At 70.4% G+C, this 16,449-nt stretch carries 19 protein-coding genes; 10 read left to right on the forward strand and 9 right to left on the reverse strand.

Annotated features, from left to right (window positions below):
- The first annotated feature begins 110 nt into the window (after positions 1–110).
- Positions 111–1,142, forward strand: coding sequence for a glycoside hydrolase family 5 protein (locus AB0B29_RS08730; RefSeq protein WP_362235842.1), 1,032 nt, complete (start codon positions 111–113; stop codon positions 1,140–1,142).
- 67 nt (positions 1,143–1,209) lie between these two features.
- On the opposite strand, the gene AB0B29_RS08735 is transcribed toward AB0B29_RS08730, so the two are convergent.
- The 8 genes from AB0B29_RS08735 to AB0B29_RS08770 all read right to left on the reverse strand — a co-directional run bounded on the left by AB0B29_RS08735 (position 1,210) and on the right by AB0B29_RS08770 (position 10,067).
- The gene (locus tag AB0B29_RS08735) at positions 1,210–3,282 is read right to left on the reverse strand and encodes a pectinesterase family protein (protein WP_362235845.1); all 2,073 of its coding nucleotides are present in this window, start codon (positions 3,280–3,282) and stop codon (positions 1,210–1,212) included.
- A 79-nt stretch (positions 3,283–3,361) separates the two neighbouring features.
- Positions 3,362–4,144 carry a hypothetical protein gene (locus tag AB0B29_RS08740; RefSeq protein ID WP_362235848.1) on the reverse strand — a complete coding sequence of 261 codons (783 nt, stop codon included), beginning with the start codon at positions 4,142–4,144 and terminating at the stop codon, positions 3,362–3,364.
- Between the two features lie 227 nt (positions 4,145–4,371).
- Positions 4,372–5,847, reverse strand: coding sequence for a sensor histidine kinase (locus tag AB0B29_RS08745; protein ID WP_362235851.1), 1,476 nt, complete (start codon positions 5,845–5,847; stop codon positions 4,372–4,374).
- Positions 5,844–6,581 carry a response regulator transcription factor gene (locus AB0B29_RS08750; RefSeq protein WP_362235854.1) on the reverse strand — a complete coding sequence of 246 codons (738 nt, stop codon included), beginning with the start codon at positions 6,579–6,581 and terminating at the stop codon, positions 5,844–5,846. The genes AB0B29_RS08745 and AB0B29_RS08750 overlap by 4 nt, the downstream gene beginning before the upstream one ends.
- A gap of 191 nt (positions 6,582–6,772) precedes the next feature.
- Positions 6,773–6,952, reverse strand: coding sequence for a hypothetical protein (locus AB0B29_RS08755; RefSeq protein WP_362235857.1), 180 nt, complete (start codon positions 6,950–6,952; stop codon positions 6,773–6,775).
- 31 nt (positions 6,953–6,983) lie between these two features.
- Positions 6,984–8,009, reverse strand: a complete 1,026-nt coding sequence (locus tag AB0B29_RS08760) for a S1C family serine protease (RefSeq protein ID WP_362235860.1) — start codon at positions 8,007–8,009, stop codon at positions 6,984–6,986.
- Between the two features lie 119 nt (positions 8,010–8,128).
- Entirely contained in the window at positions 8,129–9,151 is a 1,023-nt protein-coding gene (locus AB0B29_RS08765; protein ID WP_362235863.1) for a LacI family DNA-binding transcriptional regulator, read from the reverse strand.
- A gap of 127 nt (positions 9,152–9,278) precedes the next feature.
- A complete protein-coding gene (locus tag AB0B29_RS08770; protein ID WP_362235865.1) occupies positions 9,279–10,067 on the reverse strand; it encodes a winged helix-turn-helix transcriptional regulator in 789 nt (262 codons plus the stop codon).
- A 172-nt stretch (positions 10,068–10,239) separates the two neighbouring features.
- Here AB0B29_RS08770 and AB0B29_RS08775 point away from each other — a divergent pair, with 172 nt between their 5' ends.
- The 9 genes from AB0B29_RS08775 to AB0B29_RS08815 all read left to right on the forward strand — a co-directional run bounded on the left by AB0B29_RS08775 (position 10,240) and on the right by AB0B29_RS08815 (position 16,009).
- Positions 10,240–11,091: an alpha/beta hydrolase gene (locus tag AB0B29_RS08775; protein ID WP_362235868.1), complete on the forward strand. Its 852-nt coding sequence runs from the start codon at positions 10,240–10,242 to the stop codon at positions 11,089–11,091.
- Between the two features lie 38 nt (positions 11,092–11,129).
- Positions 11,130–11,384 (forward strand): MoaD/ThiS family protein, encoded by a 255-nt coding sequence (locus AB0B29_RS08780; RefSeq protein WP_234845559.1) that lies wholly within the window; start codon positions 11,130–11,132, stop codon positions 11,382–11,384.
- A 2-nt stretch (positions 11,385–11,386) separates the two neighbouring features.
- Positions 11,387–12,508, forward strand: a complete 1,122-nt coding sequence (locus AB0B29_RS08785) for a hypothetical protein (RefSeq protein ID WP_362235871.1) — start codon at positions 11,387–11,389, stop codon at positions 12,506–12,508.
- 139 nt (positions 12,509–12,647) lie between these two features.
- The gene (locus tag AB0B29_RS08790; protein WP_362235873.1) at positions 12,648–13,385 is read left to right on the forward strand and encodes an LmeA family phospholipid-binding protein; all 738 of its coding nucleotides are present in this window, start codon (positions 12,648–12,650) and stop codon (positions 13,383–13,385) included.
- 201 nt (positions 13,386–13,586) lie between these two features.
- Complete coding sequence (locus tag AB0B29_RS08795; protein WP_350310325.1) at positions 13,587–13,667, forward strand: putative leader peptide; 81 nt, start codon at positions 13,587–13,589, stop codon at positions 13,665–13,667.
- Positions 13,668–13,804: 137 nt separating this feature from the next.
- Positions 13,805–14,650 (forward strand): sulfurtransferase, encoded by an 846-nt coding sequence (locus AB0B29_RS08800; RefSeq protein ID WP_351628197.1) that lies wholly within the window; start codon positions 13,805–13,807, stop codon positions 14,648–14,650.
- Between the two features lie 39 nt (positions 14,651–14,689).
- Complete coding sequence (locus AB0B29_RS08805; protein WP_003991226.1) at positions 14,690–14,977, forward strand: DUF1416 domain-containing protein; 288 nt, start codon at positions 14,690–14,692, stop codon at positions 14,975–14,977.
- Between the two features lie 251 nt (positions 14,978–15,228).
- Entirely contained in the window at positions 15,229–15,492 is a 264-nt protein-coding gene (locus tag AB0B29_RS08810) for a DUF3099 domain-containing protein (protein ID WP_362235876.1), read from the forward strand.
- 142 nt (positions 15,493–15,634) lie between these two features.
- On the forward strand, positions 15,635–16,009 hold the full coding sequence (locus AB0B29_RS08815) for a VOC family protein (RefSeq protein WP_362235878.1): 375 nt from the start codon (positions 15,635–15,637) through the stop codon (positions 16,007–16,009).
- Here the strand turns inward: AB0B29_RS08815 and AB0B29_RS08820 are convergent.
- A complete protein-coding gene (locus AB0B29_RS08820) occupies positions 16,003–16,365 on the reverse strand; it encodes a DsrE family protein (RefSeq protein WP_362235880.1) in 363 nt (120 codons plus the stop codon). The two genes, AB0B29_RS08815 and AB0B29_RS08820, sit on opposite strands and share 7 nt — an antisense overlap.
- Positions 16,366–16,449: the final 84 nt, after the last annotated feature.

Raw genomic sequence — 16,449 nt, forward strand, 5'->3', positions numbered from 1 at the left:
TTTGTGTGCTGATGTGTTGACCTCTGTTCGAGTCTCCTTCTAGTTTCGTGCTCCACTGGGCGGTCCGACTGTGGGCTGCTCACCTTCGCACATGCTCAGAAGGGGATGTCGTGCCTCAAAAGAACCATCGCGGGACAGCTTGCGCGGGGGCGCTCCTGGCCTGCGTCACGGCATTCGGTGGAGCGTTCGCCTCCCCCGCGGCCGCCTCTCCCGCCCACCGTCCCACCCCGCCGCCCGTCAGCGACTTCAAGGGCGTCAACTGGGCGGACCCGCGCGACAACTACGCACACGACGCCGTCGTGCCCTCGGGTCTGTCCACCTCCGACAGCTACGCCACCACCTACGCCAAGTCCAAGGCGATCATCGGCGGGTTCTCCAAGCTCGGCGCCAACACCGTCCGCCTCCCGGTCAACCCGACCTCGGTGAACGGGCCGTTCTGGAAGTCGTACCGGGGCGCGATCGACGCCGCCACCGCCAAGGGCTTCAAGGTCATCCTGGGCTACTGGGAGGCCGACAACGCCAAGGACGGCAAGATCGACGACCAGGCGTCCTGGGACCGGATGTGGGCGCGGATCACCTCCGCCTACGCCCGCAACTCCAAGGTGTACTTCGAGCCGATGAACGAGCCGTTCGGCTACACCGCGCAGGAGTGGACCGACATCGCCGCGAAGTGGGTGCAGACCCACGGCAACGTGCCCCGCGACCGGATCCTCATCGGCGGCTACAAGTACAGCGAGGACGTCAAGCCGGTCTGCGCCGACCCGCGCCTCAAGGGTGTCCGCCTGGCCCTGCACAACTACGGCTTCTGGCACACCGACTGGACCAGCGTCGACCAGTGGAAGGCCGACTTCAAGAGCCGCATCGGTGACTGTGCGTCCCGCACGATCCTCGACGAGTTCGGCGCCTCGATGACCACCGGCCTGGACTACAACGGCCCGGCCGGCACCTCCAACGAGATCGCCTACATACAGGCCGCGACCGACACCATCCGGGAACTGGGCCTCGGCTCGGTCTACTGGCCCGGCCTGCGCAACGGTGACACCTACTCCCTCACCACGCTCCAGGGCACGGGGACGAACCTCAGCCTGACGGTGAACAACCAGAGCGGCCTGGACCGGCTGCACTACGCCTGGAAGCAGTAGGAACCCTCGAGGTGGTGGCCCTTCCGGGTCCGGCGCCGCTCGTCAGCCGGACCCGGAAGGGAGTCGTTCAGGACGCCGAAGGCGTCCAGCCCGCGAGCCAGTCCGCGACCTCCTGGTTCGCGGCCTGCGCGTCGGTCAGGTGGGGCCGGTTCGTGCTCGCCGGCCCTGCCCCGGCGCCGTAGTTGCCGTACTCGGCGAACCGGTCGTCCTTCCAGGAGAACCCGCTCATGTCGGTCCACGGGGTCGACTTGATCGCGTTGCTCAGGTTGGTGTTGCGGACGGTGGCCTGGGGGTCGAGGGACGCGTCCCCGCCGGCGTGCCAGGGCCGTCCGAGGTAGAAGGTGCCGGCCGACACGTCGCCGTTCACCGTGGAGTTGGCGATCAGGAAGCCCCTGCGGTTCGCTGCGGTGCTCGGTGCGGCGATGTACCCGGCCGTGCTGCCGTCCCAGCGCTTCTTCAGCGTGATCACTGACTTGTCGACGACGGCCGTGGCCCGGCCGAAGATGAAGTCGACGTTGCCGATGACGTAGGAGTTGCTCACGTACACCCGGCCCAGCCGGTCCTTCGACGCGGTGTCGAGCAGCAGGGTGTCCTGGTCCCCGCTGACGATGATCCCGTCCAAGAACACCTTGTCGGCGGCCGTGCGCAGGGCGACGGCCTGCTGGTCCTTGATGTGCTGGTTGGCCTTCTCGTCGAAGTCGTTGGAGATGGTCAGGTTGCGCGCCTGGAAGTCGTCCGCCTCGACGGCGACGGTGGCGCTGCCGCCCGTGCCGTAGGTGCCGCCGCCGGGCTTGGGGGTTCCCGACGCGTTGTTGTAGACGATCGTGGTGTCCTTGCGGCTGCCGCCGGTGCCCTGGAGGGTGACGTGCGGCTTGTTGGAGGGCACCTTCACCAGTTCCCGGTACGTCCCCGGCTTCACGGCGATCACCACGCGCGAGGGGTTGTTCGCCGGTACGGCGTTCACGGCGGCCTGGACGGTCGTGTACTGACCGCTGCCGTCCTTGGCGACGGTGAGGGTGGTGACCGCGGCGGCCTTGGTGGAGGCGGCGGTCGTACCGATGGAGGCACGGGGGCCGGCACCGGCCTTGAGGATCGACGGGAGGTCGGTTGCCTTGTCGAGGCTGTACGGGTAGTACGTCTTCGGATCGAAGGCGCTCCCGCCGCTCTCGTTGCGTCCGCTGGTGCCGGAGAAGGAGTTGCCGCGCTGGACGATGGATGCGCCACTGTCCTTGATGACAGGGTTGTTGACGCCCTGGAAGAGGGAGTTCTCCAGGACCATCCGCGTGCCGCCGCGTGAGTAGTTCCCGTACGCCGACTTGATGGCGGTGCCCGGTGCATCCTCCAGGAAGTTGTTGTACAGGTGCGCGTGGGCGGCGTTGTCCGTGGAGGGGTTGCGCTGCTCGGTCTCACGGATCCAGTTGTGGTGGATCGTGATGTCGGTCTTGACGTTCTCGGTCCAGCCGATGCCGAAGGTCTTGTTGTTGTCGCTCAGCTTGTTCCAGGAGACGGTGACGTTCGTCGAGTCCTTGCGGACGTCGATGAGCCCGTCGGCCATGTGCCGCAGATCGTTGTGGTCGATCCAGACGTGATGGGCGCCGTCCATCTGGATCGCGTCGAAGTCGTGGTCCTTGTCGTTCCAGATGCCCTGGTACGCGTCCCGGATGGTCAGGTTCCGGATGATCACGTTGTGCACGCCCTGGCCGAGGAAGAACCCGCCGCCGACGATGTGCCCGGCGGTCCCCTGACCCACGATGGTCTTGTCGGACTGCACCTTGATCTCTTTGCCGACCGGGTTCATGGCGATGGCCCCGGCGACGACGATGACGTACGGCTGGGTCGCGGTGGCGTACTTCTCCAGCTCGGCCTGCGTCCTCACGGTGACGACCTGGCCACCGCGCCCGCCGTACGTCCCGTTCTGCCCGAGGGAGTTGACGGAGGCGAACCCGTCGGCGGTGTCGGCGGCCCAGGAGGGGGCGGCGGGGGTGGCGGCGGAGGCCTGCAGTGCGGTGGAGCCCAGTACGCCGAAGTCGCCGCCGTAGGCGAAGGCACCGGCGGCGGTCAGGGCCAGGGGGACCCCGGCCGCCAGGGCGGTGCGGCTTCTGCGGTGACGGGGGCGGGCCTTGCTACGCGGCTCACTCATACGGCGATCCGTTCCGTGTGGGGGGAATGACCGCTGACCAGTCGCCACCCCACACGGAAAGGTTGCCGCCCCAACGGACTTAGTTCGTGCAGGACTTGGGGTCGAGCTTCTCCTCGATCTTGTCCTCGCGTCCGTCGGGCCGGCCGCTCGGGAGGAGCTTGTCGGAGATGCCGTCGATGTAGTAGCCGTGCGAGTAGATGGTCTGGTAGCCCCGGTCACGCCAGCTGTGCACGGTCCGGTCGCCGTCGCCCTTGTTCCACTCGTAGTCCTCGACGTGGAAGACCGGGTTCACGCGCACCACGCGCTGGTACGGCGTCCAGGTCACGGCGACCTGCCGGCACGGCGGGATGGTCTTCTCGCTGCGGGTCTCGAACCTGGACTCCTTCTCCCAGCCCCACTCGTAGCCGGCGCTGCCGCCCACGGTCCCGCTGAAGATGCTCTTGGCGAGGGAGAGGCTGATGCTGCCGCCGACGCTCTTCTTCGCGAACGTCTTGGTGCTGTAGCTGCTGACGAAGGTCTCCTTGTCGTCGGCGGACCCCTTGTTGCCGATCCACCGGGACGTGCGGACGGTGTCGCCCTTGATGGACCAGGTGGAGGCCTCGGCGTACCCGCACCAGCCGCGGAACAGCTCCCACGGCCCGGCCGGCTTCCACAGCCCGAAGACGTCCCGCAGGTACTCGTCCCGGGTCTTGAACTCACCGGTGTCGACATTCAGGGCGCCGTACACGCCCGTGAGGCTCGTTTCCTGGCTGCAGAGCCGCTCGATCATCCGGTCGGTGTCCCCGGGGTCGACACCCCGGATGTTGGTCGCCCCGGCGGGCCCGGCCGAGGCGGTCCCCGCGCCGGCCAGCAGACCGGTCACGACGAGGGCGGTGGACGTGGCAACTGTGCCGATTTTCCTGGCAGTTGACGTGCGAATGAGACGCATGTGGGGGGCTCACTCCTGCTTGTCGTTCTGTGACGGCGATGAAGATGTCAGAACAGCGGCAGGAGTTTTGCGCTACTGATGGGTATGACAGGACATCGACAGCTGGACGGGTGAGATGTCGTTCTTTGTCGGGTGGGCTGTCGTCCGGAGCGGGAATGGGGTCAGCTCGAGGCGGGAGGTTCCTCCGGTGGGGGAACCGGTGCCCCGGGCAGTCGTACCGTCGCCACCGTGCCGTCGCCCTCCGCCCGGGACAAGGAGACCTCGCCCCCCGCCTGCTGCACCGTACGCGCCACGATCGACAGGCCGAGACCGGAGCCCGGCAATGACCGTGCGCTCGGGGAGCGCCAGAAGCGGTCGAAGACGTGGGGGAGTTCGTCGGCGGGGATGCCCGGGCCGTGGTCGCGGACCGTGAGGGTGCCCGAGGTGAGGCGTACCTCGATCGTGCCGCCCTCCGGGCTGAACTTCACCGCGTTGTCCAGGATGTTGACCATCGCCCGTTCCAGGGCCGAGGGTTCCGCGCGGACGAACCAGGGCTCGAGGTCCGCCGTGATCGTCAGCTCCGGGCCCCGCAGCCGGGCCCGCCGCAGCGCCGACTCGACCGTGTCCTGCCAGGCGACGATCTGGGTCCGGCCCCCGTGCTGGCCCGTGTCGGGGCGGGACAGTTCCTGGAGGTCGCCGATGAGCGCGGCCAGTTCCGTCATCTGCGCTTTCACCGATGCGAGCAGCGCCTTGCGGTCCGCCTCGGGGATGGGCCGGCCCGTCTCCTCGCTGCGGGTGAGCAGTTCGATGTTGGTGCGCAGGGAGGTGAGGGGCGTGCGCAGTTCGTGGCCCGCGTCGGCGATCAGCTGCTGCTGCAGCTCCTGGGAGCTGGCCAGTGCCGAGGTCATCGAGTTGAAGGACCGGGACAGGCGGGCGATCTCGTCCTCGCTGTCGTCCTCCACGGGGATGCGGATGTTCAGGTCCTCCGTGCGGGCCACGTGCTCGACGGCCTCGGTCAGCTTGTCGACCGGGCGCAGGCCGGCCCGGGCGACGGCCAGGCCGGCGGCTCCCGCACCGAGGACTCCCACGCCGGAGACCAGGAGCAGGATCAGGGCCAGCTCGTTGAGCGTGGACTGGGTGCCCTTGAGCGGCAGGGCGATGACGAGGGAGTAGTCGGCGGCGACGCCCCGGGTCACGGGCCCGTCCTTGATGACGACCGCCGTCGTCAGGACGCGCAGCTTGTTGCCGTGGTCGTCCGTGCCGTCGCGGATGTGACCCTGGTTCGGGTCGGGGTCCCTGGCCACGGCCTTGTCGTCGCCGGTGATGCGCACCTGGGTCGTGGAGGTCGGGAAGAGACACAGCTTGCCGTCGGCGCGGACCAGCTGCCCGTAGGTCTTGGGCCGCGACCCCATGCCCAGCGAATCGGAAGGGCTCTGAAGGCACTCGTCGGTGAGCGCCTGGAACTCGTCCGAACGCAGCGGCGCGACCGACGACTTCAGGTCGTTGTCGATCTCGTCGTACAGCTTCCCCTGTACGATGAACCAGCAGGTCACCGACACCGCCGCCACCGCGAACGCGACCGCCGCCGCCACCAGCAGCGCCAGCCGGGAGCGGATCGGCAGCGCGCGGAACCGCCGTACGACCGTCCGCGAACTCACTCAGCGCCGCCCTGCCGCAGTACGTAGCCCACACCCCGCACCGTGTGGACGAGGCGCGGCTCGCCACCCGCCTCGGTCTTGCGGCGCAGGTACATCACGTACACGTCGAGTGAGTTCGACGACGGCTCGAAGTCGAAGCCCCAGACGGCCTTGAGGATCTGCTCCCGCGTGAGGACCTGGCGCGGGTGCGCCATGAACATCTCCAGGAGCGTGAACTCGGTGCGTGTCAGCTCCACTGGGCGCCCGGCCCGGGTGACCTCGCGGGTGGACAGGTCCATGCGCAGGTCGGCGAAGGTGAGCGCGTCCTCGTCGGCCGGGTCGGCCGCGCCCACGGCCGCCGCGTAGGAGCTGCGGCGCAGCAGGGCGCGGATACGGGCGAAGAGTTCGTCCAGCTCGAAGGGTTTGACCAGGTAGTCGTCGGCGCCCGCGTCGAGGCCGGTGACGCGGTCGCCGACCGTGTCACGGGCCGTGAGCATCAGGATCGGCGTGGTGTCGCCGGTGGCGCGGATGCGGCGTGCTGCGGTCAGGCCGTCCATGCGCGGCATCTGGATGTCGAGGACCACGAGGTCGGGCCGGTAGGCGGCCGCCTTGTCCAGGGCGTCCGCGCCGTCGACGGCGACCTCGGTCCCGTACCCCTCGAATGCGAGGCTGCGCTGGAGTGCTTCGCGTACGGCCGGCTCGTCGTCGACGATCAGGATGCGCTGGGAGTCACGGTCGCCGTCTGCGGGGCTCATGGGTCGGGGTCCTCGGGGGTGAAGGGGCACGGGGGCGCTGCTGCTCTGACGCTCTCAGCGTCGCACGCCGACGGGCGGTGCCGGGAGGAGCGCCGGCCCGGTGGTGGGCGGTGGCGGGGGAAGCGCCCTGCCCGGTGGCCGGGGGGCCGGGGAAGCGCCCCGCCGGGTGGCGGGCGGTGCACGGAGGCGTGTCAGCCCCGTGCCGCCCCGCGCCGGGCGCGCACCGACCTGCTCGTCCGGCGCGCCGCCGTGGGTGCCGCCACCTCCGCCGCCCGGCCCGTCGGCGCGTGCAGGGCGTGTGCCACTGCCAGGGCCAGCCCGACCGCCGCCGGGTCGTCGCCCGGCTCCGTGTGCACCATCCGCTGGATCATCGCCGTACTCCTCGCTGTCGGGTGCTCGGACTCAGTCGGTGGAACCCGCCCGCAGCTTCGCGAGGTCGGCCTTGACGGTGTTGATCGGGATGGCGAAGCCCAGGCCGACGCTGCCCGCGTCGGAGGACGAGGAGGCCTGGCCGGCCGGCGAGTACATCGCGGAGTTGATTCCGATGATGTTGCCGTTCATGTCGATCAGCGCGCCGCCGGAGTTGCCCGGGTTGAGGGATGCATCGGTCTGGAGCGCCTTGTACGTCGTGGTGTCGTTGCCGGTGTCGCCATTGAACTGGCGTCCGCCGAACTCGAACGGCCACTGGTCGCCCTGCCCCTGCCCCTGCCCCTGTCCCCACTGCTGCTGGCCCTGGTCCTGGCCCTCCTCGGTCGGGACGGTGACGTCACGGTCGAGGGCCGAGATGATGCCGCTGGTGACGGTGCCGGACAGCCCCTCGGGGGAGCCGATCGCCACGACCTGGTCGCCGACCTGGAGCCCGGCCGAGTCGCCGAGCGTGGCCGGCTTCAGGCCGGAGGCGTTCTCCAGCTTGATCAGCGCGAGGTCCTTCTTGCTGTCGGTGCCGACGATCTTCGCGGTGTACGACTTGCCGTCGCTGGTCGTGGCCTTGATCTGGGAGGCCCCGGCGACGACGTGGTTGTTGGTGACGATCTCGCCGCCGCTCGTGATGATCACGCCCGAGCCGGTGGAGGACCCGGCGTTGGAGTCGGCGCTGATCTCGACGATGCTCGGGCTGACCGCCTTCGCGACCCCGGCGACCGTGCCCCTCTGGCTGGAGGGGACCACGTCGGTGCTGGTGGAGCTGGAGGCGACGGTGTCGTTGCCGGTCAGTTCCTGGATGCCGTAGGCGGTGCCGCCGCCTATCGCGGCCGCGACGATCGCCACGGCGGCGATCAGGGCCAGGGGGCCGCGGTTGCGCTTCTTCGGATGCGGAGCATGTGCCGGGGCGTACGCCGGCGGGGGCGGCCACTCGGGGTTCACCGGGGCCTGGTGCTGACCCTCGTAAGGGTTCTCGTGTTCGCCGCTGCGGTGGAAGCTCTCGGTCATGGAACAGAGCTTGTCGCCCGACCATGAGAGCTTCCTGAGTGCTCCCTGAGAAGCCCGACAGAACCTCGTATGCCCGATATAAAGAGGCCGACCGGCCCGGAGCCACCGGAGTCCGGGGCCTACGGGCAGCCGCAGGACTGCCGGGTGACCAGGCGCGAGGGGAACACCTTCAGCCGCTCGCGCCGGGTACCCGCGACCCGCAGCCCGTCGTCGAGGACGAGGTCCACCGCCGCCCGGGCCATCGCCGGACGGTCGGAGGCGACCGTCGTCAGGGGCGGGTCCGCGAGGGCCGCCTCCTTGATGTCGTCGAAGCCCGCCACCGCCAGCTCGCCGGGGACGTCGATGCGCAGTTCGCGCGCCGCGCGCAGCAGGCCGATCGCCTGGTCGTCGGTGGAGCAGAAGATGGCCGGCGGGCGGTCGGGTCCGGAGAGGATCTTCAGGGCGGCCTGGTAGGCGTCGTAGCGGTTGTAGAGGGCCTCGAAGAGCCGGCCCTCCGTGGAGATCCCGGCGTCGTCCATCGCGCGGCGCCAGCCCTCGACGTGGTCGGAGACCGGGTCGCCGACCGCGGGCGTCTCGGCTATGCCGCCCATGCACGCGACGTACTCGTAGCCGTGTTCCAGCAGGTGGCGGACGGCGAGCTCGGCGCCGCCCAGGTCGTCGGTGGTGACGGCGACGTCGTCGATGGCCTCGGGCCGCTCGTGCAGCAGCACGACGCGGGCGTCCCAGGCATCGATCTCGGCGGCGGCCAGGTCGTTGAGCGCGTGGCTGACGAGGATCAGGCCGGAGACCCGCATCCCGAGGAAGGCGCGCAGGTAGTGGACCTCGCGTTCGGCCACGTAGTCCGTGTTGCCGACGAGGACCATCTTTCCGCGTTCGGAGGCGGCCTGCTCGACCGCGTGGGCCATCTCCCCGAAGAAGGGCTGGCGGGCGTCCGGGATGATCAGGCCTATGAGGTCCGTGCGCCGGGAGGCCATCGCCTGGGCCACCCGGTCGGGCCGGTACCCCAGCTCCTTGATCGCGGCGAGGACACGCTCGCGCGTGGCCGGGGCGACCGGCCGGGGTCCGTTGTTGATGACATAGCTGACCACGGCAGTGGAAGTCCCTGCCAGTCGCGCCACATCATCCCGAGTCACCTTGGCCACGCGCGGAGTCTACGCGGATATACCGGCTCCGGGCAGGGCGTAAAGGAGGTTCCGTACGATATCCCGACCGGTGTCCGGGGTGCCTGTGCGGGGAGCGATGCCCGGGTGGGCGCCGCATTACGCCTCTTTACGCCTTGGCGCGGGCGTCGGCGGCCTCAGGGGTGGCCGACTTGTCCGCACTGTCCTTCTTTGCCGTGGCCGCTTTGGCCTTCGCCTCCTCGGTGACGCGCTCCATCTTCTCCGGCTTCTCCGGCGTAACGAATCGATAACCGACGTTCCGGACGGTGCCGATCAGCGACTCGTGCTCCGGGCCGAGCTTGGCGCGCAGCCGTCGTACGTGCACGTCGACCGTGCGCGTACCGCCGAAGTAGTCGTAGCCCCAGACCTCCTGGAGCAGCTGGGCGCGGGTGAAGACCCGGCCGGGGTGCTGCGCGAGGTACTTCAGGAGCTCGAACTCCTTGAAGGTGAGGTCGAGGACGCGGCCCTTGAGCTTGGCCGAGTACGTCGCCTCGTCCACCGAGAGGTCGCCGTTGCGGATCTCCATCGGGGAGTCGTCGCTGACGATCTGCTGCCGTCCCATGGCCAGCCGCAGCCGTGCCTCGACCTCCGCCGGGCCGGCGGTGTCGAGCAGGACGTCGTCGATGCCCCAGTCGGCGGTGACGGCGGCGAGACCGCCCTCGGTGACGACCAGGACGAGCGGGCAGCCCGGTCCGGTGGAGCGCAGCAGCTGGCAGAGGCTGCGGACCTGGGGCAGATCACGCCGGCCGTCGACGAGGATGACGTCGGCGCCGGGGGTGTCGACGAGGGCGGGGCCCTCGGCGGGGGCCACACGCACGTTGTGCAGGAGCAGGCCGAGGGCGGGAAGCACCTCCGTCGACGGCTGGAGGGCATTGGTCAGGAGCAGCAGAGAACTCATACGTCTGGTTCCTCCTCGGTCCCTGCGAGGACGTTTGTTGGCACAGCACCGCTCTGCGATCCCGAAGGCCCCGTACACCTGCGGTTTCCCGCTTCGTATACAACGCTTCCGAAAGCACAAAAGGACCCGGGGGCTACGTTGCCCGAGTCCTCTGCCCAGCAGAATAGCCCACATGAGCTCTGGTTCGGCAGGTCATGTGGCGCGTTCCACCGATCGTCCGCATGCCGAGACGAACGGGGGAAAGCCTGTGCGGACGTCGTCGCGGGCGTTTCTGCGGACGTCGGACGGTGTGGCGATCGACGCCGTGTACGCGCCGGGAGCGGCCCTGTACGACACCTCCGCGACGCCGTCCGCTCATCCGGTGTTCGTCGTCGCCCACGGTTTCACCGGTGCGGTGGACCGCCCGCACGTGCGTCGGATCGCGGAGGCGTTCGCCCGCTACGGGGGTGTCGTCACCTTCTCCTTCCGCGGGCACGGGATGTCCGGCGGGCACTCCACGGTCGGCGACCGGGAGGTGCTCGACCTGGCGGCGGCGGTGGCCTGGGCGCGCGGTCGCGGGCACGCGCGGGTGGTGACCGTGGGCTTCTCCATGGGCGGCTCGGTGGTGCTGCGGCACGCGGCGCTGCACCCGGGGCAGACCGACGCGGTGGTGTCGGTCAGTTCACCGGCCCGCTGGTACTACCGGGGCACCGCGCCCATGCGGCGGCTGCACTGGCTGGTGACCCGGCCCGAGGGGCGGGTCCTGGGCCGGTACGGATTCCGTACCCGCATCCACCACCGGGACTGGAACCCGGTGCCCCTCTCCCCGGTGGAGGCGGTGCCGAGGATCGCCCCGACCCCGTTGCTGATCGTGCACGGCGACGCCGACGGCTACTTTCCCGTCGACCATCCGCGCATGCTGGCCGCGGCCGCCGGTGACCAGGGCGAACTGTGGCTGGAGCCGGGCATGGGGCACGCCGAGCACGCGGCGGGCGACGAGCTGCTGGCCCGGATCGGGGAGTGGAGCCTCCGCCGGGCGGGCTAGCCTGACGGGGTTCACCGTCGAATTCATTGAGGAAGCAGATGCCAAAGGTCACGGTGCGCTACTGGGCCGCCGCCAAGGCCGCGGCCGGGGTGGCCGAGGAGCCCTACGAGGCGGTCACGCTCGCCGAGGCGCTCGACGGGGTGCGCGAGCGGCACCCCGGCGAACTCGAGCGCGTCCTGCGCCGGTGCTCGTTCCTCGTCGACGGTGACCCCGTGGGCACCCGCGGACATGAGACGGTACGGCTGGCCGACGGCGGCACGGTCGAGGTGCTCCCGCCGTTCGCAGGAGGGTGACGATGACCGACCAGCCGAACCAGCAGCCCCATCACCAGCCCCAGCAGCCGCACCAGCCCCAGCGGTACGACGGCTACGACCCCTACGGGCAGCAGCCCCAGGCGTGGCCCGGGCAGGGCTACCAGGGCCACGAGGACCCGCAGGCCGCCCAGCAGTACACGCAGCAGTGGCAGGGGCAGACCTGGGAGACGCAGAACCACCAGCCGGTGTCCGCGCAGGCGCCGGATCCGGAGACGGCGATCCTGACACCCCAGTCGCCCGGGCCGGCCCGAAGCCCCCGGGCGCCGCAGGGAGCCGCGGCCCCGGCCGCAGGGGACGCCGCAGACCCCTCCGCCCCCGGTTACGGCCCTGCCACCGTCGGCGGGAACGCGCGCCTCACGGACGCCCAGCGGGCCCGGGCGGAGGGACGCTCCCCGATCATCGAGCCCGGGATGCAGCCGGCCGCGCTGACGGCGCTGCTCGGGCTGCTGCTGGCCGGCGCCGCGGCGGTCGGGACGTACGCGCTGCTCGTGCCGCTGGTGATCCTGCAGGCGGTCACGGCGGCGGGCTGGTTCCGGCTGAACGGGATGTGGCCGGCCCGGCAGGGCATCGCCCTGGGCTTCGCGGGCGCGCTGGCCGCCGACGCCGCGCTGCTGGTCTCGGACCGCTCGCCGGCGGCGATCCTCGGCACGATCGGGGTGTGGGTGCTGCTCGCGCTGGTCCTTGGGCTGCGGTCGCACGCCGACCCGGACGAGCGGATGTACGGCCTGATGGCGACGGTCGCGGCCTCCGCGCTGGCGATCGTGGCCGGTGGGTACCTCGCCGCCGCGGCCGACGCGGTGACGGTGGGCGCGGTGGCCGTGGCGGTCGCGGTCCTGGCCCGCGCGCTGCCACTGCCGACCCCGGCCTCGGTGGTGGTGTCCCTCCTCGCCGCCGCGGGCGCGGGCATCGCGGCCGGGTCGGTCACGGGCCTCGGCACCCCGGGAGCGCTCCTCGGCGCGGGTGCCGCCGCCTGCGCGCTGATCGGCCACCGGGTCGCGAGCTACGACTACCCGTCCCGCTTCGTCCACTTCACGGCGGGCGTGGCCCTGCCGCTGGCCGCTGCGGCCCCGGCGGTGTACGTCCTGGGCCGGGCGCTGGTGTAGCGCGGAGGCCCGGACGCCGGGCTTCCGCTCTGTCACAGATGATCAACAATTCTCCGATCCCCCTTCCGCTCGGCGTTACTCTCACGCCAGGGACGGCCACCGGGTCGTCGAGACACCGGACCGGTGGGGGATTCAACGCATGCGCGCACTGCGAATACTGCTGATCTTCGTCGTGATCCTGGGCGGCCTCTTCGTGATCGCCGACCGCGTCGCGGTCAACTTCGCGGAGGACGAGGCCGCCGATCGGCTGAAGACCACGGAGAACCTGTCGGCGACCCCCGACGTGTCGATCAAGGGCTTCCCGTTCCTCACCCAGGTCGCCGGCGGCTCCCTGGACGACATCGAGGTCGGCATCAAGGACTACGAGGCCGCCGCGGGCGACGGCGGCCGGAAGATCCGCATCGACGACCTGCAGGCCGACATGAAGGGCGTCGAGTTCTCCGGCGACTACAGCTCCGCCACCGCCACCAGCGCGACCGGCACCGCGACCATCGCCTACGACGAGCTGCTGAAGACGGCGAAGTCCGAGCCCACGCAGGTCGCCCCCGGCGTCACCGCCAACGTCGTCGGCCTCTCCGACGGCGGCAACGGCAAGATCAAGGTCACCGTGGAGGCCACGGTGCTGGGCACCAAGCTCCCGGAGCCGGTCTCCGTGCTCAGCTCGGTGAAGGTGGACAACGGCACGGTCCGCGTGCACGCCGACGGCCTGCCCAAGTTCGGCGGTGTCGACATCGCCGAGAACCGCGTGCGGGCGATCACCGACTTCCAGCAGAAGATCGACGGCCTGCCCGGCGGCATCAAGGTGGACACCGTCGAGGCCGCCCCGGACGGCGTGGAGATCACGGTGAAGGGTTCCGACGTCCGGCTGGCCGGGTAGACAGGGCGCAGGCGGCGGACCAGGGGTGTCCGGTGGGCGAGACGACGGCGTCCGCAGCTCAGATGTGACGGCCGATACGTCGGGTCGCGACCCCTGCCGTCAGGCGTCGCACAGCTCTCGGGTCCCACATCGCGGATCATCTCGTCTCAGCATGCGACACACCGGTGACATGCCCGCCCGACCGTCCCTACGATCGACGGTATGAAGCGACAGGCGGACCTCACGAAGCGGCGGGCAGTAGACCTGTGCCGCGTCGCCGCCATGCTCTGTCGCACCTTCTGAGCGATCGCGTCGGCAGTCGCGCCGGCGCGCGCATCCCCGCAGCCCCGCATCACGGGCACCCGTGCGCCGCCCTGCCTCAAGGGCGCGCCCTGCAGACCTCGCACGCCCCGCCGTAACTGCCCCGGAGGAGAAGAAGCATGAGCCGCAACGACGTCCTGGTTGACGCCGACTGGCTCCAGGAGCACCTGGACGACCCGACCATCGCCATCGTCGAGGTGGACGAGGACACGTCCGCCTACGAGAAGAACCACATCCGCAACGCCATCCGGATCGACTGGACGCAGGACCTGCAGGACCCGGTCCGCCGTGACTTCGTCGACCAGGAGGGCTTCGAGAAGCTCCTGTCCGACAAGGGCATCGGCAATGACCACACGGTGGTCCTCTACGGCGGCAACAACAACTGGTTCGCCTCGTACGCGTACTGGTACTTCAAGCTGTACGGCCACGACAGCGTCAAGCTGCTCGACGGCGGCCGCAAGAAGTGGGAGCTCGACGCCCGCGAGCTGGTCGCCGGTGACGAGGTGCCGGAGCGTCCGAAGACGGACTACAAGGCCAAGGCCCAGGACACGTCCATCCGTGCCTTCCGCGACGACGTCGTGGCCGCCATCGGTTCGCAGAACCTCGTCGACGTGCGTTCGCCCGACGAGTTCTCCGGCAAGCTGCTCGCCCCGGCCCACCTGCCGCAGGAGCAGTCCCAGCGCCCGGGACACGTCCCGTCCGCCCGCAACATCCCGTGGTCCAAGAACGCCAACGACGACGGCACCTTCAAGTCGGACGAGGAGCTCAAGGAGCTCTACGCCGAGGAGAGCGTCGACCTGGCCAAGGACACCATCGCCTACTGCCGCATCGGTGAGCGCTCCGCGCTGACCTGGTTCGTGCTGCACGAGCTCCTCGGTGTGGAGAACGTCAAGAACTACGACGGCTCCTGGACCGAGTACGGCTCCCTCGTGGGCGTGCCGATCGAGCTCGGCGCCAACAAGTAACCAACCCCCACCGACCTTTCCAGACTTCAGGAGTACGACATGTGCGGTGCGAAGGCCGGCGGCCCCGACGCCTCGACGATCAAGCCCGGTGAGACCACCATCCAGGGTCAGGTGACCAAGGACGGCGAGCCCGTGGTGGGCTACGTCCGTCTGCTGGACTCCACCGGCGAGTTCACGGCCGAGGTGCCGACCTCGGCGACCGGACAGTTCCGCTTCTACGCGGCCGAGGGCACCTGGACCGTCCGTGCCCTCGTGCCCGGCGCCACCGCCGACCGCACGGTCGTCGCCCAGCAGGGCGGCCTGGCGGAGGTCGCGATCGCCGTCTGACGGCGACCGGATTTCGAAGGGCCGCACTCCTCGGGTTGGACGCCTGGGGTGCGGCCCTTCGGCCTGCCCGGACCCAGGGGGTCTCTGGCGGACCTCCGCGGCGTCGCGACGCCCGGCACGCACTCTCGCCGCACCGGACGGAAGGCCAAGTAGCTCCGCTACGAGACCTTCCGTCCGGCACGCCGAGAGCACGCACCGAACGCCGCTCCTTCCTCCGCGGAGATCCGCCAGAAACCCCCTACGCTGGACGTATGTACGCACGCCGGCGTCACACGTACTTCGCGATGATGGGCCTCTGTATCGGCCTCTTCGTGCTGGCCTGGGGTGTCGTGCGGCTGTGGTCCGTTCCCGTCGCCGTCGGGATGTGTGTGGTCGCCATGGTCATCCCGCCCGTGGCGGCCATGGTCGCGAACCGGCGCGGCCCCGAGGACCGGTGGTGGGACGACCCCTCGGGGGATCCCCAGTCCGACGAGTGGTGGGACGAGCTGGACGGCAAGAAGCGCCGCCCGCACTGAGCGGCTTTCTCCCCGCCCGGCCGTCCGCGTCGAGCGGCGTCCTTCCCCGCCCGCCGGCGTTGACCCGCCCGCTGAGCGGCTTTCTCCCCACCCGCCCGCGCTGACCGGCATCCGCTCCGCCCGCCCGGGGTATTCGCGCCCCATGAGACTGACGGCGGCGGTTCTGGACGCCCCGGACGCCCGGGAGCTCGCGCGGTTCTATCTGCGGCTGCTGCCCGGCTGGCGGGTGTGGCGGGGGGAGGACGGCCCGGACTGGGTGCACATCCGGCCGCCCGGCGGTGGCACGGGGCTGTCCTTCCAGACCGAGCCCGCCTACGTGCCGCCTGTCTGGCCGAGCGGCCCCGACCGGCAGCAGATGATGATCCACCTCGACTTCGAGGTCGACGACCTGGAGCGGGAGGCCGAGCGGGCCGTCGCCGCAGGGGCCCGGCCGGCCGGGTACCAGCCGCAGGACGACGTCCGGGTGCTGCTGGACCCCGCCGGGCATCCGTTCTGCCTGTACACGGACTCTCAGTAGACGAGCGCCTGCGTCCCGTCCGCCATGGCCTCCTGGACGAAGACCTGCGCGCCGGCGATGCGGACGCCCTTGAGGACGTCCTGCTCCGTGATGTCGCGACGGGCCGCACACTGCGTGCACAGGGTGACCCGGCCGCCGGCGAGGAGGGAGTCCAGCAGGTCGGGCAGGGGAGCCGCGTGCGGCAGCTCGAACTCGGCGGCCCGGCCGGGCAGGGCGAACCAGGCGGACTCGCCGGTCAGCCACAGGGAGACGTCGACGCCGCTGGCGACGGCCACCGCCGCCACCGTGAACGCCTGGGAGCACCGCTCGGGGGCGTCGGCCCCCGCCGTCACCTTGATCACCAGCTTCTTCGCCATGCCCGAATCGTAATCAACGACCGTGCAACCGTGATCGTCGACCGAGGGTCTCCTGTGCGCGCGCATATGGCATGCGCGACTCAA

This window comes from Streptomyces tibetensis, from assembly GCF_040647715.1.
Classification (GTDB): Bacteria; Actinomycetota; Actinomycetes; order Streptomycetales; family Streptomycetaceae; genus Streptomyces; species Streptomyces tibetensis_A.